Source organism: Mesorhizobium sp. IMUNJ 23232 (assembly GCF_044326205.1).
In the GTDB taxonomy this organism is placed as follows: domain Bacteria; phylum Pseudomonadota; class Alphaproteobacteria; order Rhizobiales; family Rhizobiaceae; genus Kumtagia.
Window position 1 is genome coordinate 1 of sequence record NZ_JBIRCY010000093.1, and the last position, 17859, is coordinate 17859.

At 61.0% G+C, this 17859-nt stretch carries 17 protein-coding genes and 4 pseudogenes; 11 read left to right on the top strand and 10 right to left on the bottom strand.

What is annotated here, in order from left to right; translation table 11 throughout:
* Positions 1-295, top strand: a pseudogene (locus ACH196_RS35400) (YihY/virulence factor BrkB family protein); the annotation flags it as partial.
* Positions 296-471: 176 nt separating this feature from the next.
* A complete protein-coding gene (locus ACH196_RS35405; protein ID WP_396651522.1) occupies positions 472-1191 on the top strand; it encodes a Crp/Fnr family transcriptional regulator in 720 nt (239 codons plus the stop codon).
* Between the two features lie 14 nt (positions 1192-1205).
* Here the strand turns inward: ACH196_RS35405 and ACH196_RS35410 are convergent, their stop codons facing one another.
* The gene (locus ACH196_RS35410; protein ID WP_396651523.1) at positions 1206-1442 is read right to left on the bottom strand and encodes a DUF6894 family protein; all 237 of its coding nucleotides are present in this window, start codon (positions 1440-1442) and stop codon (positions 1206-1208) included.
* A 221-nt stretch (positions 1443-1663) separates the two neighbouring features.
* Here ACH196_RS35410 and ACH196_RS35415 point away from each other — a divergent pair, with 221 nt between their 5' ends.
* The 3 genes from ACH196_RS35415 to ACH196_RS35425 all read left to right on the top strand — a co-directional run bounded on the left by ACH196_RS35415 (position 1664) and on the right by ACH196_RS35425 (position 4565).
* Positions 1664-2161, top strand: a complete 498-nt coding sequence (locus tag ACH196_RS35415; protein ID WP_396651524.1) for a ferritin-like domain-containing protein — start codon at positions 1664-1666, stop codon at positions 2159-2161.
* 157 nt (positions 2162-2318) lie between these two features.
* The gene (locus tag ACH196_RS35420) at positions 2319-3239 is read left to right on the top strand and encodes a hypothetical protein (RefSeq protein ID WP_396651525.1); all 921 of its coding nucleotides are present in this window, start codon (positions 2319-2321) and stop codon (positions 3237-3239) included.
* Positions 3240-3389: 150 nt separating this feature from the next.
* Positions 3390-4565, top strand: coding sequence for an alpha/beta hydrolase family esterase (locus ACH196_RS35425; RefSeq protein ID WP_396651535.1), 1176 nt, complete (start codon positions 3390-3392; stop codon positions 4563-4565).
* 96 nt (positions 4566-4661) lie between these two features.
* On the opposite strand, the gene ACH196_RS35430 is transcribed toward ACH196_RS35425, so the two are convergent.
* Positions 4662-6773 (bottom strand): catalase, encoded by a 2112-nt coding sequence (locus ACH196_RS35430; RefSeq protein WP_396651526.1) that lies wholly within the window; start codon positions 6771-6773, stop codon positions 4662-4664.
* A gap of 255 nt (positions 6774-7028) precedes the next feature.
* Here ACH196_RS35430 and ACH196_RS35435 point away from each other — a divergent pair, with 255 nt between their 5' ends.
* The 3 genes from ACH196_RS35435 (at position 7029) to ACH196_RS35445 (ending at position 11125) form a co-directional block, all read left to right on the top strand.
* Complete coding sequence (locus ACH196_RS35435) at positions 7029-7589, top strand: hypothetical protein (RefSeq protein ID WP_396651527.1); 561 nt, start codon at positions 7029-7031, stop codon at positions 7587-7589.
* 213 nt (positions 7590-7802) lie between these two features.
* Positions 7803-9881 carry an ATP-dependent helicase gene (locus ACH196_RS35440; protein WP_396651536.1) on the top strand — a complete coding sequence of 693 codons (2079 nt, stop codon included), beginning with the start codon at positions 7803-7805 and terminating at the stop codon, positions 9879-9881.
* Positions 9882-10402: 521 nt separating this feature from the next.
* The gene (locus ACH196_RS35445; RefSeq protein ID WP_396651528.1) at positions 10403-11125 is read left to right on the top strand and encodes a helix-turn-helix domain-containing protein; all 723 of its coding nucleotides are present in this window, start codon (positions 10403-10405) and stop codon (positions 11123-11125) included.
* Positions 11126-11365: 240 nt separating this feature from the next.
* On the opposite strand, the gene ACH196_RS35450 is transcribed toward ACH196_RS35445, so the two are convergent.
* From ACH196_RS35450 to ACH196_RS35460, 3 genes are all read right to left on the bottom strand, one after another.
* Positions 11366-11941, bottom strand: a complete 576-nt coding sequence (locus ACH196_RS35450) for a hypothetical protein (protein WP_396651529.1) — start codon at positions 11939-11941, stop codon at positions 11366-11368.
* A 208-nt stretch (positions 11942-12149) separates the two neighbouring features.
* Positions 12150-12713, bottom strand: a complete 564-nt coding sequence (locus ACH196_RS35455; RefSeq protein WP_396651530.1) for a cytochrome b/b6 domain-containing protein — start codon at positions 12711-12713, stop codon at positions 12150-12152.
* The gene (locus ACH196_RS35460) at positions 12710-12994 is read right to left on the bottom strand and encodes a PepSY domain-containing protein (RefSeq protein WP_396651531.1); all 285 of its coding nucleotides are present in this window, start codon (positions 12992-12994) and stop codon (positions 12710-12712) included. The genes ACH196_RS35455 and ACH196_RS35460 overlap by 4 nt, the downstream gene beginning before the upstream one ends.
* A 39-nt stretch (positions 12995-13033) precedes the next feature.
* On the opposite strand from ACH196_RS35460, the gene ACH196_RS35465 reads away from it, so the two are divergent.
* Both ACH196_RS35465 and ACH196_RS35470 read left to right on the top strand, forming a co-directional pair.
* Positions 13034-13453: a PepSY domain-containing protein gene (locus ACH196_RS35465; protein ID WP_396651532.1), complete on the top strand. Its 420-nt coding sequence runs from the start codon at positions 13034-13036 to the stop codon at positions 13451-13453.
* A gap of 108 nt (positions 13454-13561) precedes the next feature.
* A complete protein-coding gene (locus ACH196_RS35470; protein WP_396651537.1) occupies positions 13562-13876 on the top strand; it encodes a hypothetical protein in 315 nt (104 codons plus the stop codon).
* 366 nt (positions 13877-14242) lie between these two features.
* Here ACH196_RS35470 and ACH196_RS35475 read toward each other — a convergent pair whose 3' ends face one another.
* From ACH196_RS35475 to ACH196_RS35495, 5 genes and pseudogenes are all read right to left on the bottom strand, one after another.
* Positions 14243-14410 (bottom strand): hypothetical protein, encoded by a 168-nt coding sequence (locus ACH196_RS35475; protein WP_396651533.1) that lies wholly within the window; start codon positions 14408-14410, stop codon positions 14243-14245.
* 155 nt (positions 14411-14565) lie between these two features.
* Positions 14566-14957 (bottom strand): annotated as a pseudogene (locus ACH196_RS35480) (hypothetical protein).
* A gap of 73 nt (positions 14958-15030) precedes the next feature.
* Positions 15031-15354, bottom strand: coding sequence for a TCP-1/cpn60 chaperonin family protein (locus ACH196_RS35485; RefSeq protein ID WP_396651538.1), 324 nt, complete (start codon positions 15352-15354; stop codon positions 15031-15033).
* A 3-nt stretch (positions 15355-15357) separates the two neighbouring features.
* Positions 15358-16786, bottom strand: a pseudogene (groL, locus tag ACH196_RS35490) (chaperonin GroEL); the annotation flags it as partial.
* A 50-nt stretch (positions 16787-16836) separates the two neighbouring features.
* Positions 16837-17153: pseudogene (locus tag ACH196_RS35495) on the bottom strand (co-chaperone GroES).
* A 507-nt stretch (positions 17154-17660) separates the two neighbouring features.
* Between ACH196_RS35495 and ACH196_RS35500 the strand changes: the two are divergent.
* Positions 17661-17859, top strand: a 199-nt coding sequence (locus ACH196_RS35500; RefSeq protein WP_396651534.1) for a hypothetical protein, incomplete at its 3' end; no start/stop codon positions are given.

Below are 17859 nucleotides of genomic sequence, written 5' to 3' on the forward strand. Positions count from 1 at the left end.
CGCGGTTGCCTCGTCCTATGGTGCGGCAGGCAGCTTGATTGTTTTGCTCTTGTGGGTGTTCTACTCATCCTCGATTTTCCTTCTCGGCGCAGAACTCACTCGCGCCTACGCCACGAGCTTCGGGACCAGGCCAGACCTGAAGCGCCTCACAACTTCGGTCGGTGATGCTCCAATTCCTTCCCAGCCGCGAATTGGAGCAGACAGCAACACCTACATCGCCGTTGCGTTGATCGCTTTTGTGTCGGCGCTAACGACAATGGTAGCGCTGTCCAAATCCCGGAATCGAGGGAGCTAACTTGGCGATCGTGGTCGGTTTGCATGGCATCGCGCTGTTGGCAGGCGAATTGCCAAACCGACCTAAGCGGCTTACGACACCAAGCAAATTCTCATGAAACGACCGGGAAAGGGAGCTTCACAGCATCACCCGACCGTCGCGGAGCCGCCGTCGCGCTGTTGTGAACGGGAATGACTATGATCGAGCCGCTGATACGGCAACTGAGCCAACGCGACCAACTGACAGACGACGAACGGAAGCAGCTTGCGGGAGCCTTCACGGGTCGGAGGGTGGTGAGCGCTGGTCAGGAGATCGTGTCGGACGGAAGTCGGCCGTTGTTCAGTCAACTCCTCGTTTCCGGAATAGCAGGAAGGCAAAAAATTCTGGCGGACGGTAGCCGTCAGATCACCGCCATCCACGTGCCCGGCGACTTCATGGATCTCCACGGGTTTCTGCTTAAGCGGCTGGCACATGGGGTCGTGGCGATTTCGACGTGCACATTGCTTGAAGTCACCCATGAAACGCTGCGGCGGATCACCGAGACCTCGCCCCACCTGACACGCATGCTCTGGCTCGATACGCTAATCGATGGCTCGGTGCATCGGGAGTGGATCGTTGCCATGGGCCGTCGATCCGCTCTCGCGCAGATATCTCATTTCGTATGTGAGGTTTTCGTCCGTCTCCGTATCGTTGGCCTCACAAAGGAATTCCGGTTCACGCTACCCATGACGCAGTCCCAATTGGCGGACGCGCTCGGTCTGTCGATCGTCCATGTAAACCGCAATCTGCAGTCGCTGCGACGAAGAGGTGCGTTGAGCTGGGAAGGTGACCAGGTCGAGATACTGGACTGGGATGCCCTGGTTACAGTGTCGGAGTTCGATCCGACCTACTTGTGCATGGAGATGGAGCCGCGCTGAACTGGCACGGCGATCTAATCGTTCCAGCTGCTATTCAGAACGAGCGACGCCTCGAACACGGTGATTAGGGCTTCATCGCGGACGACCACGCGAAACTCCCGAGCCGATCCATCCGGCAATTCGTCACGAACCATATCCACCAAGGCCCTCACCGCTTGGTCGCTCACCTGTCCCCGCGAATGACAATCTATGCCACGATCGTCAGGCCAAGCCGTTTTTCCGTCGAATGTTTCAAAGAAATACTTCGGCATGGCTGATCCAAGCGCTTCGCGAGGAGCAGAAGACGTGCGTATCGGAAAGGTTCCATGGGCCTCGGCGCGAAGGCGTTCGGGTATCAAATGTGAAAGCCGACGTGCGCTCAGATTATCAAATGACACGACACGTGGCGATATTTCGGGGAATCGCTCGGCGTGAAGGAACACCCGCCTGCGACTGTCGTTGTTCGGTCCTCTCTAAACACGGAGCGACACCTATGGCTAAGGACAAGACACTGGAAGACCTCTTCCACGACACGTTGAAGGACATCTACTACGCGGAACGGAAAATCCTGAAGGCTCTCCCGAAAATGGCTCGCGCCGCCAGCTCGCCTGATCTGAAGGCTGCATTCGAAAAGCACAAGGACGAGACCGAAGGTCACGTCGAGCGGCTTCAGCAGGTGTTCGAGGTCATGGGCAAACGTGCCCAGGGCAAGACCTGCGACGCCATAGAAGGGATCATTTCCGAAGGCGAAGAGATCATCGAGACATTCAAGGGCACGCCGGCAATCGACGCCGGCCTCATCTCCTCAGCGCAAGCCGTCGAGCATTACGAGATGACGCGCTACGGCACGCTTAAGCGCTGGGCGACGGTGCTCGGCATGAAGGACGCGGCGAAGTTGCTCGAAATGACGCTGGGCGAAGAGACCATGACGGACAAGGCGCTGACCGGGCTAGCGGATTCCTCAGCGAACGAAATGGCAAAGGCCGCCTGATCCACCACCCAGCCACCTCGGCACTGCCGGGGTGGTTGTTTTTTTGTCTACATATTCGACAGGAGACTATCATGGGTCGTGGCATTCTGCTCTGGCTTCTCGGCATTCCGATTCCAATCATCATCCTCCTCGCGCTGTTTGCGCGGTAGAGGACATCATGGCATCAGCCTTCACAACTACGGACGGGGCCGCGTCGGTCGAATCGTCTTCGTCCGCCGTCAACTGGGGTCCGATCATTGCCGGCGCCTTCGCTGCTTCGACGCTGACCTTCATTCTCATGCTGCTTGGCTCTGGCCTCGGGCTCACCATGGTTTCGCCCTGGTCGAACGAAGGCACCAGCGTCACCACCTTCGCCGTGTCCACGGCGATCTGGCTGATCATTGTGCAATGGTTCTCGTCGGGCTTCGGCGGCTATCTGACAGGCCGCCTGCGCGCGAAATGGGTTGGCGTCCACACGGACGAAACCTATTTCCGCGATACCGCTCACGGCTTCATGGCCTGGGCGCTCGCGACTCTAATCATGGTATTCGTGCTTGGCTCGGCGCTGTCGGCGGCGATCGGAACTGGCGTGCAGAGCGCATCCACCATAGCCTCGGGAGCGGCGATCGGCGCCTCGGCGGGCGCTTCCGCGAATGCCGATGGGACCAGCGTCAGCGGAGCTACATCCTATTTTGTCGACACGCTCTTCCGCCCTTCCGACCCCGCACGGTTGGCGGCGCCCGGCGCTGAAGGCGACGCTGCCGCAGCAGCGCAGGCCTCCCGCATTTTGATCGCCGGCGTCACCGCCGGCGATCTCTCGGCCGACGACAAGACCTATCTCGGCCAACTTGTGGCGGCCCGCACCGGCTTGTCGGAGGCGGATGCAAATGCTCGCGTCGACGCCGTGATCGCCCAGGCGAATGAGGCCAAGGTCAAGGCGCAGGAGGCGGCCGATACGGCAAGAAAGGCCGCAGCGACCTTCGCACTGGTCGGCGCACTGTCGCTGATCATCGGCGCCTTCATTGCCAGCGCAGCAGCCGCCCTTGGAGGCAAGCAGCGAGACGACGAAGAGACCGTCTATCTCACTCAGCGCTCCTGAGTCTTGCGGATCGGCCATCCCAATCAGGGTCGGCCGATCTCTGCTCGTCGCCCGCCCTCCCTTGTTATTGTGCAGTGCAGCAACGATATGGCTGCAAGCGCGTTGCGCAACAATGCCGTCCGATCCGGGCGTCAAAACAGGGACGGCTATATGCGAAAAATGTCGGATACGATTGCGCGCCTGAGCGCGTTGCGCGCTCAACAGAACGTTCATACCCCCAATTCTACCTCATCCAACCGACTCTCGACATTGAACGGTTTTGGTTCGAATCCGGGCGCGTTGCAGGCGCGCTTCTACCTGCCCGAGAATCTTCCGCAGGGCGCGCCGCTGGTCGTTGTGCTGCATGGCTGCACCCAGAATGCAGCGGCCTATGATCACGGCTCCGGCTGGTCAAAGCTTGCCGACCAGGAGGGCTTTGCCCTGCTGTTTCCAGAGCAGCAACGGGCCAACAATCCCAATCTGTGCTTCAACTGGTTCGTGCCGGCAGACACGAAGCGCGATAGCGGCGAGGCGCTTTCCATACGGCAGATGATCGAAACGCTTGTCGCCGAGCACGAACTCGATCGTGAGCGCATCTTCGTCACCGGCTTGTCGGCGGGAGGCGCCATGGCTTCGGTGATGCTCGCTACCTATCCGGACGTCTTCGCGGGAGGCGCGATCGTCGCCGGCCTTGCCTATGGCACTGCGAACACCATTCCAGAAGCGTTTGATCGCATGCGTGGTCACGGCGGTCCGTCCGAGCTGGAGCTTCAGCGGCTTCTGCGCAGTGCATCTCCTCACAAAGGACCGTGGCCAAGGATCTCCATATGGCAGGGTTCGGCCGACCAGACGGTGGCGCCGTCGAACGCCGAAGCCATCGCTGGGCAATGGCGAGGCGTTCACAGGCTCGGCAAAGCTCCCACCCGCTCCGAGACGGTCGACGGTCACACAAAAAGAACCTGGAGCGACGCCAGCGGGCATGCGCTCATCGAGACCCGCACCATCACGGGCATGGGACACGGCACCCCGCTACGGACTGGGGGCGAGGATGGCTTGGGCGTCCCTAGGCCTTTCATGCTCGACGTAGGTATTTCATCCACGCGGCGCATCGCGGAATTTTGGGGTATTGCTGACCCTAGCAGCAGCGCGTCGGTGAAGCCAAGGCAGCCCCGGCGAGACGAAGAGCTTCCCGCCGGTTCCGGCATGTTCTCTTTGGCCGATGACACGAGGATGTCGTCGCGAACCACTCCGCTCCAAGAGCCAGCTCCAACCCGACCGGCCGCGGAGGCGACGGGGGTCAAGAAGATCATCGAGGATGCGCTCCGGGCTGCAGGACTGATGCGGTAGCGGGCGTCTCGCCGGCCGTCGCAGAGAGCGTCCTTACACACGCCAAAAGGGTTGGCCCTTTCCAAGACCAACTCTGGCAATGCGCCGATCCACACCCTACAGCATGACGCTGGTTTCGCGCGCCCAGAGCCGCAGGTTGCGACAAGATTCGATAAACGTGGCAATCGACTTGTGATCATCGAGAGTGATCAGACCTTCGTCTGCCTCCGGATCAATGCCCACCTTCGCTAGGAGTGGCATGGCGCCGGGCGTGAAGCCTATAAACTTGCAGTGGGCGAAGGCGTCGGCGACGAAGTCGCGGGCGGCGGCCGTGCGGGCGAGGCGTTCGGCGCCCTCCTCGGATAGGAGTAGCGCGACCGCGTCGAACAGAACCGAAGGACCGCCGTCGATCATGTGCTTGGCAGGGATCAGACTGCCATCGGCCGCCTCAACGCCGCCGACCGTCGGCGCGATCACCTCCATCGTGGCGCCTTCCGCTTCGATCGCCGATTGAAGCTTCTTCAAAAGCGCGGCATCCGCCCCCGGGCTGACCAGCACGCCCACCTTGCGGCCCGCAAAGCTGTCGGGTCCGTTTTCGATGATGCTGAGCGCGGGCGACAGTTCAAGGTCATCGCGTGTGGAAACGGCTGCGTCGGCCGCCCTGGGCAGATTCTTCATGCCCAGCTTCTCGGCGACCGTCTCCGCCAGCCCGTTATCGATGTTCAGGAGATGCGCCACCATCCGCTCTCGAATGACAGGCGTCTCGACCTTGCTAAGTTCGAAGGTCAGCGCCATGGCGATGTGCTTCTGCTCCGGCGCGGTCTGACTGTTGAAGAACTGCCGCGCCTGGCTGTAATGGTCGGCGAAACTCTCCGCCCGCAGTCTCTGCTTCGGCCCTTCCTCCACCTCTGCGAAAGAACGGAAGCCGCGCTGCGGCGATTCCCGTGGGCCTTCACTGAACGAGTTCGGCTGGTAGTTCACCCGCCCCACCGGATTGCGCATCGCCATGTGCCCGTCCTGCTGGAAATGGTGGAACGGGCATTTCGGCGCATTGATCGGCAGGTGGGTGAAGTTGGAGCTTCCAAGCCGCTTGATCTGCGTGTCGAGATAGGAAAAGTTCCGGCCCTGCAGCAGCGGGTCGTTGGAAAAGTCGATTCCGGGCGGAACATTCTGCGTCATGAACGCGACCTGCTCGGTCTCGGCGAAGAAATTGTCCGGCATGCGGTCGAGCACGAGGCGGCCGACCGGGACTGGCGGCAGCAGCTCTTCGGGGATGAGTTTGGTCGGATCGAGCACGTCGAAATCGAAACCGTCAGCGAACTCCTGGTCGAAGAGCTGAAGCTGCAACTCCCACTCCGGAAAATTGCCGGACTTGATCGCATCCCATAAATCCCGGCGGTGGAAGTCCGGATCGGCGCCGTTGATCTTGACCGCCTCGTTCCAAACCACCGACTGCAACCCGAGCTTTGGCTTCCAATGGAATTTGACGAAGGTCGACTCATCCTTGGCGTTCAGCATCCTGAAGGTGTGGACGCCGAACCCCTCCATGAAGCGGAAGGAACGCGGGATCGCCCGGTCCGACATCACCCACATGATCATGTGCATGCTCTCGGGCGTCAACGAGATGAAATCCCAGAACGTGTCATGTGCGGACGCCGCCTGCGGAAATGCGCGGTCGGGCTCCGGCTTCACCGAATGGATGATGTCGGGAAACTTAATGGCATCCTGGATGAAGAATACCGGAATGTTGTTGCCGACGATGTCCCAATTGCCCTCCTGTGTGTAGAGCTTCACCGCAAAGCCGCGCACGTCGCGGGCGAGGTCGGCCGAGCCCTTGCTGCCTGCTACGGTTGAGAAGCGGACGAAGGCCGGCGTTTTCTCGCCTGCGCGCTGGAAGATGTCGGCGCGCGTGTATTTGGCCAGCGATTCATAGGTCTCGAAATAACCATGCGCGCCGTAACCCCGCGCATGCACTACGCGCTCGGGGATACGCTCATGGTCGAAGTGGAAAATCTTCTCCCGTAGGTGGAAATCTTCCAGAACGGTCGGGCCGCGCGCACCGATCTTCAGCGAGTTCTGGTCGTCGGAAACCGGCCCGCCCTGCGCGGTGGTCAGGACCGGAACGTCTCCTGCCGCGATCTGGTGCAACTCGCCGCCATTTCCGCGTTCGAGCTTCTGGTCATGAATCGTCGCTGTCTTGCCGGACGACCAGCTCGATGGCTTGGCCATTGCTTTTCCTTCGAAAGGTTGGAGCGCGTAGTCGCGTCTCTCACAATGCCGCGGTAGTCGTCTGGTTCCGGCACGCCAGTGTTCCCAGGGATTTGCGGTCTCGTGCCTCAAGGAGACCGGTGCGATATGAACTGGCCTTCGAGGGCGTAGGGCGAATACCGCCACCCCTCGCGATGCACCTCAAAGCAGTAAATCCTCATGTGTGGAACGCTTTGGCTCGGCGCAGCTTCTAGTCTCTCCAACAGGAGAAGATGCATGCGAATAATTACCGGGCTATTCGATACACGTGAGCAGGCCGACAGAGCGGTTTCGGCTCTGGAGGATGCAGATATCCCGAATGCCGACATCAGTATTGTTGGCCCGAGCGGTGACCACGAAAGTGGCGCGGCGGAAGGTGCCGGTATTGGTGCTGCCGTTGGCGGCGTGGGCGGCTTGCTGGCGGGCCTCGGCGCGTTCGCTATTCCGGGGATCGGCCAGGTGGTCGGCGCGGGCTGGCTGGCCGCGACCTTGATCGGCGCCGCTGCCGGTGGAGTTGCCGGCGGGCTTATCGGCTCGTTGACCGATGCAGGCGTGGATGAACGCGATGCGCATGTTTATGCCGAGGGAATTCGCCGCGGCGGCACTCTCGTCACCGCCCGTGTTGATGACGCACATATTGACGCAGCCGCCGCCATACTGGGCCAGGCAGGCCCTGTGGACATCAACAGTCGAAGGGACGAATACGAAGCCGACGGGTGGAGCGGTTATGACGAAGCCCCCACGTCCGAATTGGATCCGCTAGGCAGCCGCCCGATTGTGCCGGGGTTGCCTCGCTAGGCAGCTTGCTCACGTCAATTGTCCCTCGACACCGTCGAGGGGCGATTACTTTGGCCCATGAAGTTTAACCCATTGAGCGGGGCGGGACGGTCCTCCACGGCTAAATCCGTTCTCTAAACACACAGTGGGCCGGGGTGCGCGAGATTAGAGTTATTTTCTACGCTCAAAATTATGGCGATTGCGAACGAACCGGAAACGCTGCTCCATGGCGGCATGAACGTTGCGCTTCCTGATTCGGCATTTCAGCCGGCCTATCTCGCTCATCTCAATGACGGGCAGCGCGCTGCGGTGGAGCATGGGAACGGGACCATCGCCGGGCCGCTGCTGATCATCGCCGGCGCAGGCTCCGGCAAGACCAACACGCTTGCCCATCGTGTCGCGCACCTGATCGTCAAGGGCGCCGATCCGCGCCGCATCTTGCTGATGACCTTCTCGCGCCGCGCCGCCGTGGAGATGACGCGGCGTGTCGCGCGGATCGCCGGCGAGGTGCTGGGCGACAAGGCATCCGTTCTCACCGACGGATTGACCTGGGCCGGCACCTTCCACGCCGTCGGCGCGCGACTGCTGCGCGATTGCGCGCTCGAAATCGGGCTCGACCCAGCCTTCACCATCCACGACCGTGAGGATTCCGCGGACCTGATGAACCTCGTCCGGCATGAACTCGGACTGTCGAAAACCGAGAGCCGGTTTCCGACCAAGGGGACTTGCCTCGCCATCTATTCGCGGGCCGTGAACGCACAGAAGCCGCTGGACGAGGTTCTGGCTAAGGCGTTTCCATGGTGCAGCACTTGGAACGACGAGCTGAAGCGGCTGTTCGCAGGCTATGTCGAGGCAAAGCAGGCTGAGAACGTGCTCGATTACGACGACCTGCTTCTCTACTGGGCCGAGATGGCCAGGGAACCCGCTCTGGCGGAGCGGCTTGGCGCACGGTTCGACCACATCCTCGTCGATGAATACCAGGACACCAATCGGCTTCAAGCCTCCATCCTTCTCGCCCTGAAGCCCGACGGCGCGGGTCTGACGGTGGTCGGCGACGATGCACAATCGATCTACTCCTTCCGCGCGGCGGAGGTGCGCAATATCCTCGACTTTCCTGCGCAGTTCCCCGCTCTGGCCGAGATCGTCACGTTGGACCGCAATTACCGTTCGACGGATACCATTCTGGCCGCCGCCAACGCGGTGATCAGCGAAGCGACAGAGCGTTTCACCAAGAATCTCTGGACCGAGCGCAGATCGGCCGAGAAACCGCTGCTCGTCACGGTGCGCGACGAAGCGGACCAGGCGAATTACGTCTGTGACCGTATCTTGGCTGAGCGCGAGGCCGGAACCGTGCTGAAGGCACAGGCCGTGCTGTTCCGCGCCTCCCATCACAGCGGTTCGCTGGAGGTCGAGCTTACCCGCCGCAACATCCCCTTCGTAAAGTTCGGTGGCCTGAAATTCCTGGACGCCGCCCACGTCAAGGACGTGCTCGGGGTCCTGCGTTTTGCCGAGAACCCGCGTGACCGCGTGGCCGGTTTTCGCGTTCTGCAGCTCCTGCCAGGCATCGGACCGTCCTCGGCGGCGGCGATCATCGAGGCAATGGCAACGGCTCTTGACCCGGTCTTCGGCCTGTCGGGTTTTCGTGTGCCGCAGCGAACCGAAACGGACTGGCCAGCCTTTGTCGATCTGTTCGCGGGCCTGCGCTCAAAATCCGCCTGGCCGGCCGATCTGGAACGGGTGCGGCTATGGTATGAGCCTCACCTGGCGCGCATCCATGAAGACGGCACGACCCGCCGCGCAGATTTGCTGCAACTGGAACAGATCGCGGCCGGCTATCCTTCCCGCCAAAAATTCCTCACCGACCTGACGCTCGACCCACCCGAGGCGACGAGCGACCGCGCCGGTCCGCCGCATCTCGATGAAGACTACCTGATCCTCTCAACCATCCACTCGGCCAAGGGCCAGGAATGGAAGAACGTCTTCGTGCTCAACGCCGTCGACGGATGCATCCCGATCGACCTCGCCGTCGGCGAGCAAGATGACATTGAGGAGGAGCGGCGGTTGCTTTACGTGGCCATGACGCGGGCGAAGGATTCTCTCCACCTGATCACCCCGCAGCGCTTCTACACAAGCGGCCAGGCCTCGCGCGGCGACCGCCACGTCTACGCCTCGCGCACTCGATTCATGCCGGATCATGTGCTCGGTCAGTTCGAGCAGGTCGGATGGCCCATTGCAGGCAACGATCCAAGATCAGCTAACAAGCCGGTCGTTCCGGTTGATCTCAGGGATCGCATGCGTGGGATGTGGCGCTGACCGACGAGACAGCGTGCCTCCGCCAGAGCGCATGACGCGCCGATCCACGGATCACTTCAGATTATGTGACGAAGTTGATCGTCAATTTTTCGACGTCCGCGAAGAGGCCGCTCACACGTCGTTGCTCAGGCACGGCCGCACGCATGTTTCACTCGATGCACAGTGTCAAGATGACCGCAACCATAGATGGTATTTTTGACGCGGACCACTTGCTCATCGAAGCAAACCGACAGGTCAACGCAAGGTAGTGAAAGTTTTTCTGATCTCTGATCAAGCTGCCATTCTGATGAGACGAGCGGCTTGGCACGGCTTTTGCTTGAACTGAATTGCCAGCCTGTTTTGGCACAATGCAGGAAGATAGATCAGGGAAGATGGCCAGGAGATGACGCAGTCCGTCATGTCCCGGTCAGTTCATCGAGACCGGGCTCACCTCTCCATTGGTGATATATTGGCTGAATTCGCCAGGGGAGGAAAAGGTAACTGGGCAGTGCGCCGAGCACGCGCATTGACGGGTGGGTATAGTGCAGACTGTCATCAATTCCAACTATCCTCGATCGAACGCGGCAGCAGCAACGCTGCAGGGCGCCTCGAACAGGCAGCAGCGACCTGAAGTCGCGAAGCCGCTGTCGCAATTGCGTGCCGGCAATTCACTCTTTTTCGAAGGCGATGATGGAGATAATGTCTATCATCTGGTGAAGGGAACTGTCGCCTTCTATCGATTCATGTCCGACGAGCATCGTGTAATATGCGGATTCGCTTTAGCCGGCGAAGTCTTCAACATGTCGCACAGAGGCAGATACCTCTGCTCGGCGGAGGCTCTGTCCGACTGCCTATTTCGCCAGCGCAGCAGGAAAGATATCGAGGCGAACCAGGTTCACGATCAAATGCACGAGAGATACGTGGCATGCCTGGAAAGCGAACCGTGGACGGTTCAATTCCAAACCCTGCGTCGGCTGCATCTGATGGCGGACGAACGCGCCGCCAACTTCATACTCGAAATGGGCCGGCGCACCAATCCCGCGTTGACCAACGGCTCACGCGTGCGTCTTGAGATGTCCAGGGCCGATATCGCAAGCTATCTCGGGCTGACGGTGGAAACGGTTGTGCGATCTCTCAAGCGACTGGTCTCCATGGGTCTGCTGGTCGCCTACACGCCCCACGAATTCGGCATATGTGACATTGCGGGCATCCAAAGGCGCCTGGCAGCGTCGCGTGACCGGTCTGGAAGCCTGGCGTATCAATAGTCGCCAAGCGGACTGCCGGGCTCTCACTCTACGAACGCCGATCTTGTAGTCACGTGACAGAGCCAAGGCTCGGTTTCGTCCAGGACTGCGCGCTCGGCTCGAGGGCACGGTATGTATCTTCGAGCCGGCCAGTCAGATAGTCCAGATGCTCCTGGATGAGGCTTGTCTTTTCGGTCGGCGGGTCATTTAGCAGGCCGTGCGCCTCTCCAATGGCCTGCGGCAATGTCGTCCATCCCCGATTCACTGCGGCATCCTCGCCTGAGATGCGCGCAGCAATGGCGCGAGCATACTTCCCCGTTCCTTCGCGAGAAGGACACCTGGCGCCTCGCAATAGACCAGCCGCCTGGCAAGGGTCCGCAAGCGCTGATCCGCAAATGATCCCACCAGTTCGAAAGGCCTTGTCCAGTCCGATTTGTGAAATTCATCGATCAGCGCGTGGTCAGTCCGGCTGTAGAAGCCGGCATAGATATGATCCTCGACGTGCGCACTCTCGGGGAAAGGCGTGCGGCCAGCCGATGCGACCTTGATTAGGCGCTGTCTCAAGCCAGTGTCGCCCGTCACCAACGTCGCGCGGCGCAAGGGCTCGTCCATCCCGAGTTCATAGCCGGGCGCCAAAGATCCGACGGCCTGGACCGGCATGAACAACGGACACGTATTCAGTCGTATGGACGTAACAGGGCGGAACCTGAGCGGTTGACCCGATGAGCAAATCCGCACATTCAAAGGCACATAACCCCCTCTCAACGTTCGCCTTTTGTGCCTAGAAAGTCGCATAAGATTGCAAAGTGGAACTGCCAAAGTCTTCAAGGGAACCATGTTGCGAGGCTAGTCTTGTTCGCCGGCATAGGCTTTCGCCGAGGGCAAAAGCCTATGCTATGAACGGACCGCCTAAGATACCAGCACGGTATCAGGCGAAAGCATGGGTGAGGACTTTTCAACATGTTGCGCCATCCCGAGCCAGCCAGTTCATCACCGGCGAGCATCGAAGACGCAGGCCGGCCGCCCTCCGACCGGCCTGCTACACTTAATTCGCGCGCTTCTTGCCTGTGAACATGGCGCTCACCAGATTTTCGTGGTGCTCGATGCTGGCCATCACCACGCCGCCGACGTGCAGCGCGATCAGCCCGAGCGTCACATAGACCGTGGTCTCGTGCACCTCCTCCACCCATTCGACACCCCAGAAGGCATCGGTGGTCATCATGTATCCGGTCGTGGCGATCATTGCGATCGCCACGAGGAGCGCGACGATCATCGCTGCGCCTGCCGGATTGTGGCCGAGGTACCGCGGTGCCCGGAAGGCCAGCGCGTCCTTGAGATAGCCAAGCATCGTTGAAGGTCCGCGGACGAAACTTGTGAAGCGGGCGTTCTTCGGGCCAACCAGCCCCCACAGGAGGCGGAAAACGACAAGACCGCCGACGATGTAGCCAGCGACGATGTGTACGTCCTTCCATTCGTCACCGGTGAAGTAAGCGAAGGCGAAGCCCCCGACCAACGACCAGTGGAACAGCCGCACCAGCGGGTCCCAGACCTTGACCATCGCCGGCCGCTCGCCGCGGCCGGCATCGAGCGTTTCGGCGCCGGTGCTCATCCCTCGTCGTCCTCGCTACCGACGACCTCGCCCGTCACGGGATTGACCACCTGCTCTGTCTTCTTGCCGTCCTTGGTGACAGCATAGACTTCGTAGCAGCCGTCCTCGACCTTGACCTGCCTGACTTCCGTTCCGTCGACGGCGAACTTGGCCTTGATCGCGTCCTTGCTAATCCACTGGCTCTCGGCGGCATCGCCGCATTTGTGGCTGTCTTCCGCGGACGCGGCGCTTGCCCCGGAAAACAGGGTGATGAGGGCCACGGCTGAGATCATTGTGCGCATTTTGGTTTCCTTGTTTCGTCGAAATATCGCTTTGATGCGATGGCAGCGTTTTCGACAGAATTCGGTGACGGAGCGCTGAGCATCGTTGTCAGCATTTTGTCATCGGCGTGTCGCCAACAGGTGCGGATGGGCTTGAAAAACAGGGTGCGGAGAGTCTTTTGCGCGTTTGCGCTGGCTGTTGCCATGACCGGTTGGGCGCATGCAGACCATAAGAGCCGTCATGAGGACGCCGAACGAGCGAGCCGCGGCGCCGAGTCGGGCGAATTCGTGCCGCTCGCGAGGATCGTCACCGCCGTTCGCGCGCGGTACCAGGGCGAAATCGTCGAAACCGAGTTCGAATCCCGACACGACACGCCATACTATGAGTTTCATATCCTGCAGTCGGACGGCCACCTGATCGAGATCAAGGTCGATGCGCGCAGTGGCCGTTATCTCACCAAGCAGGACGGCGACGATTGATAATGCGAATCCTTTTGGTCGAAGACGACACGCGCATCCGCGCCGACATCATCGCCGCGCTCGAAGCCAGCCACCAGCCCCCGGTCAAGTAGAACTCGCGTGTCCGGCATGATCAACGACCTTCTCGACGCGCTCGGCATCAAGGGTTCGATCCTTGTTGCCGGGCTGGCCGGTGGCGTCCTGCGGGCTCTCTCGCATCGGCGCTTTAAGATACGAGAGATGGTGGCTTCGCCGATCTGCGGGGCGCTGGCGGCGGCTTATCTCACCGTCCCGGTGATTCACTACGCCTACAGCGTCGGAGTGCCGCTGCCACCCGACAACAACCAGGCCGGCACGCATGCTGCCGCTTTCCTGATCGGTGTCTGCGCAATGTGGATTGTGTTGAGAAACTCTGTAAGCGTCGCTCGAAGCGCTCCAGCCTGAAATGGCTTTCTCCGTGCGACGGGATCTGGGACAGTTCGCGCTATTTCATTTCTGGTGTGCGGCTTGAGTAGGAAGCAATTCTGTGCACTTCCGCTCCGCTCGCGTCGTTGCACCGGTCTTTCGACTTTTTCAACACAATCTGTGGATATCAGACATCGTTCTGGAACTGCTAGTCCGGTGGATCAGGCCGAAGCCCGCCGACTGACCACTTCCCCCAACCCCGGCAAATGATCGCCCCGCTGGCTCCGGCCGGCGGGGCTTTTTGCGTGTAGGGTGATGCGAGAAGAATGACACAGGCGTTTTTGCTCCCGCTGCAAGTTAAATACCATCGTCATTCCTGCCTACCCATTTATATGCTGAATGGTACTACACGAGTCGGTTAGTCTCGGCGGTCAGGCGGTCGCGACGGCGGGTGCCGTCCGTGTCAGACTTCTTGTGCCTGTCCGCCGCCTGTTTGCGGATCTGTTCGAAGCGGTTGTCCTCGACTTCCTTGGCTGTCGGAGGCGTGTCGGTGTTCTTGATATAGTTGATCATGGTCGTGCTCCTGAACTGTGATGACGGACTGCCGATCGGCCGCGGCGCAGCCAATCGTTGATTTGTCGCCAGGACCTTGCGTGGCCGCGAAGGCAATCCTGTTCGCGGACGTATCGGAGATAAGGCTCGAGGCCGGAACCTCGGCCGCTTGAGGCTCAGGCGGCGAGGGCTGCCGCGCAGCCTTCGGCGGCGCGCCTGTCGGGAGCCGTCTGGCCGGGCATCGTTGCCCAGCCGCCGGCCTCGACGAACTGGCGTCTTTTGTAGCTGTCGGTTATGGCATTGAGTTCGGTCAGCTTCACCGTTGAATCGGAGGCAGCCTTGAAGCGCTCGACGCAGACCACCGAGGCGAGTTCGCCGCGTGCCACTTCGCCGGCCATGGTGGCCAGTGTCCGCGACGTGCCACCCGTGACCCAGCCGCCCCAGCTGAAGCCCACGATCATCGTGGCGACCGCGGTCGCGGCGCAGGCCCAGACGAGCGTCGATTTGGATGGTTGATAGCTTTCCCAACGCTGGGCGAGAGAGAAGGCTTGCTGATTGGCATGGCCATGAGATTGTTCCCTTGTTTATGTTGAAATTGACCGTCTTCCAGAACGTGCCTGCCACACGGCCGGCTGTCGTGGTCAGTACCCCATGCCGCGGTTGCCGCCAGTGCCGGCGGCGGGTGCGTCCTTGGGTGCGTCCGCGATCATGGCCTCGGCGGTGATCAGCAGCGCGGCGATCGAGCCGGCGTCTTGCAACGCCGTGCGAACGACCTTGGCGGGATCGATGATACCGGCCTTGATCAAGTCGACATAGGTTTCCGTCTGGGCGTCGAAACCTATGTCAGGGTTCTTGCCATCGGCCAGCTTGCCGACGACGATCGAGCCTTCGACCCCGGAATTCTCGGCGATCTGGCGGATCGGCGCTTCCAGCGCCCTGAGCACGATCGAGATGCCTGCCGTCACGTCGTCATTGGCGCCGGCGAGGCCGGCGAGCGCCGACGACGATCGAGCCTTCGACCCCGGAATTCTCGGCGATCTGGCGGATCGGCGCTTCCAGCGCCCTGAGCACGATCGAGATGCCTGCCGTCACGTCGTCATTGGCGCCGGCGAGGCCGGCGAGCGCCGCCCTGGCGCGCAACAGCGCTACGCCGCCGCCGGGAACGATGCCTTCTTCGACTGCTGCGCGGGTGGCGTTGAGCGCGTCGTCGATGCGGTCCTTCTTCTCCTTGACCTCGGTCTCGGTCGCGCCGCCGACACGGATGACCGCGACGCCGCCGGCCAGCTTGGCGAGCCGCTCCTGCAGCTTCTCCTTGTCATAGTCCGAGGTGGTTTCCTCGACCTGCGCCTTGATCTGCTGGACGCGGCCGGCGATGGCCTGCTTGTCGCCGGCACCGTCGATGATCGTGGTCGTTTCCTTGTCGATGACGACACGCCTGGCGCGGCCGAGCATGTCGAGGGTGACGTTTTCGAGCTTGATGCCGAGGTCTTCGGAGATCAACTGGCCCTGCGTCAGGATGGCGATGTCTTCCAGCATCGCCTTGCGGCGGTCGCCGAAGCCGGGCGCCTTGACGGCCGCGACCTTCAGGCCGCCGCGCAGCTTGTTGACGACGAGGGTCGCAAGCGCTTCGCCTTCGACATCCTCCGCGATGATGAGCAGCGGCTTGCCGGATTGCACCACGGCTTCGAGGATCGGCAGCATCGCCTGCAGGTTGCCGAGCTTCTTCTCGTGGAGCAGGATATAGGTGTCGTCCAGTTCAGCCCGCATCTTTTCGGCATTGGTGACGAAATAGGGAGAGAGATAGCCGCGGTCGAACTGCATGCCCTCGACGACGTCGAGTTCGGTCTCGGCGGTCTTGGCTTCCTCGACGGTGATGACGCCCTCGTTGCCGACCTTCTTCATCGCCTTGGCGATCATGGCGCCGACGCTTGCGTCGCCATTGGCGGCGATGGTGCCGACCTGGGCGATCTCGTCCGACGACTTGACCTTCTTGGCGCGCTTTTCGATGTCCTTGACCACGGCGGTGACGGCAAGATCGATGCCGCGCTTCAGGTCCATCGGATTCATGCCGGCGGCGACCAGCTTGATGCCTTCGCGCAGGATGGAGGCGGCGAGCACCGTCGCTGTCGTGGTGCCGTCGCCGGCGAGGTCATTGGTCTTGGAGGCCACCTCGCGCACCATCTGGGCGCCCATGTTCTCAAACTTGTCCTCAAGCTCGATTTCCTTGGCTACTGTGACGCCGTCCTTGGTGATGCGCGGCGCGCCATAGGCCTTGTCGATGACGACGTTGCGGCCTTTCGGACCGAGCGTCACCTTGACCGCGTTGTTGAGGACTTCGACGCCGCGCAAAAGACGATCGCGCGCATCGGTGGAGAATTTGATTTCCTTGGCGGACATGATGGTGTTCCAGTTCGTTTGGGGGATGGGAGGATCGGAGAACCGACCGGTCAGGCGGCTTTCTTGGTGGCCGCCGCGGGCTTCTCGACGATGCCCATGATGTCGCTCTCCTTCATGATCAGAAGGTCCTCGCCGTCGAGCTTGACCTCGGTGCCCGACCATTTGCCGAACAGGATGGTGTCGCCGGCCTTGACGTCGAGCGGGATCAGCTTGCCGCTTTCGTAGCGGAGCCCAGGGCCGATGGCGATAACTTCGCCTTCCTGCGGCTTTTCCTTCGCATTGTCGGGGATGATGATCCCGCCCTTGGATTGAGATCGCCTTCGGCGCGCCGGATGACGACGCGGTCGTGGAGTGGCCGGAATTTCATGAGAATTCTTTCTGCAGCCGGCGGACAGGGCGACCGCATGACCCTTGTAGCGCCTTTGGCACTCGAATGATAGGAGTGCCAGAAATTATTCATGGCCGAAGCGGAATCGTCAAAAATATAGATCAAAATAATTGGCGAAAAATCCGGTCTCGTCAGGAAAATGGTGATGTTTTGTTCGACATCGCCCCCCGATTTTTCTTGCGTCTCTTCAGTTCTTTCGCCTGCGACATTCGGATTAGGGCTTGTTTGGACATCAAACAAGGCGCATATATGAAACTCGTTGATTTGGCCGAATTTGGCTTTCGCGGTATCAGAGACCTTCGACCCGCCATTCACCACCGAATTGTCGAGAGCGAATGCAAGGCGCCGATCCGGCGCCTGCCGCTCGGTTCGAACCCTGGAATGAACTCGACGCTGACCACGGATGTACTGGCAGCACGGGATCGTCCGGGTTCGGATTGGGGTAGTGCGAGAGGCGCATCGGCGTGCTCCCGCGGAGACCGCACCATGACCGTCCGCACCACGCAAACCGTCGTCCGCTTCTCATCGGCGTTTTCTCTGCCGGGCCTCGACGCGCCGCAGCCGGCCGGCGAATACCGCGTCGACCACGATGAAGAGCCGATCGAAGCGGTCTCGCGGCTCGCCTGGCGGCGCGTTGCAAGCTTCATCCACCTGCCCGCGATCTCGGCGCAGCGGCCGACACAAC

What these genes read in the sequence shown, in the direction of transcription:
- ACH196_RS35450 (WP_396651529.1), bottom strand. Translation starts at nt 11,941, where the DNA reads ATGGTTCCCTTGAAGACTTTGGCAGTTCCACTTTGCAATCTTATGCGA.
- ACH196_RS35435 (WP_396651527.1), top strand. Translation starts at nt 7,029, where the DNA reads ATGCGAATAATTACCGGGCTATTCGATACACGTGAGCAGGCCGACAGA.
- ACH196_RS35475 (WP_396651533.1), bottom strand. Translation starts at nt 14,410, where the DNA reads ATGATCAACTATATCAAGAACACCGACACGCCTCCGACAGCCAAGGAA.
- ACH196_RS35415 (WP_396651524.1), top strand. Translation starts at nt 1,664, where the DNA reads ATGGCTAAGGACAAGACACTGGAAGACCTCTTCCACGACACGTTGAAG.
- ACH196_RS35470 (WP_396651537.1), top strand. Translation starts at nt 13,562, where the DNA reads ATGATCAACGACCTTCTCGACGCGCTCGGCATCAAGGGTTCGATCCTT.
- ACH196_RS35410 (WP_396651523.1), bottom strand. Translation starts at nt 1,442, where the DNA reads ATGCCGAAGTATTTCTTTGAAACATTCGACGGAAAAACGGCTTGGCCT.
- ACH196_RS35455 (WP_396651530.1), bottom strand. Translation starts at nt 12,713, where the DNA reads ATGAGCACCGGCGCCGAAACGCTCGATGCCGGCCGCGGCGAGCGGCCG.
- ACH196_RS35460 (WP_396651531.1), bottom strand. Translation starts at nt 12,994, where the DNA reads ATGCGCACAATGATCTCAGCCGTGGCCCTCATCACCCTGTTTTCCGGG.
- ACH196_RS35440 (WP_396651536.1), top strand. Translation starts at nt 7,803, where the DNA reads ATGAACGTTGCGCTTCCTGATTCGGCATTTCAGCCGGCCTATCTCGCT.
- ACH196_RS35420 (WP_396651525.1), top strand. Translation starts at nt 2,319, where the DNA reads ATGGCATCAGCCTTCACAACTACGGACGGGGCCGCGTCGGTCGAATCG.
- ACH196_RS35425 (WP_396651535.1), top strand. Translation starts at nt 3,390, where the DNA reads ATGCGAAAAATGTCGGATACGATTGCGCGCCTGAGCGCGTTGCGCGCT.
- ACH196_RS35405 (WP_396651522.1), top strand. Translation starts at nt 472, where the DNA reads ATGATCGAGCCGCTGATACGGCAACTGAGCCAACGCGACCAACTGACA.
- ACH196_RS35465 (WP_396651532.1), top strand. Translation starts at nt 13,034, where the DNA reads ATGGCAGCGTTTTCGACAGAATTCGGTGACGGAGCGCTGAGCATCGTT.
- ACH196_RS35430 (WP_396651526.1), bottom strand. Translation starts at nt 6,773, where the DNA reads ATGGCCAAGCCATCGAGCTGGTCGTCCGGCAAGACAGCGACGATTCAT.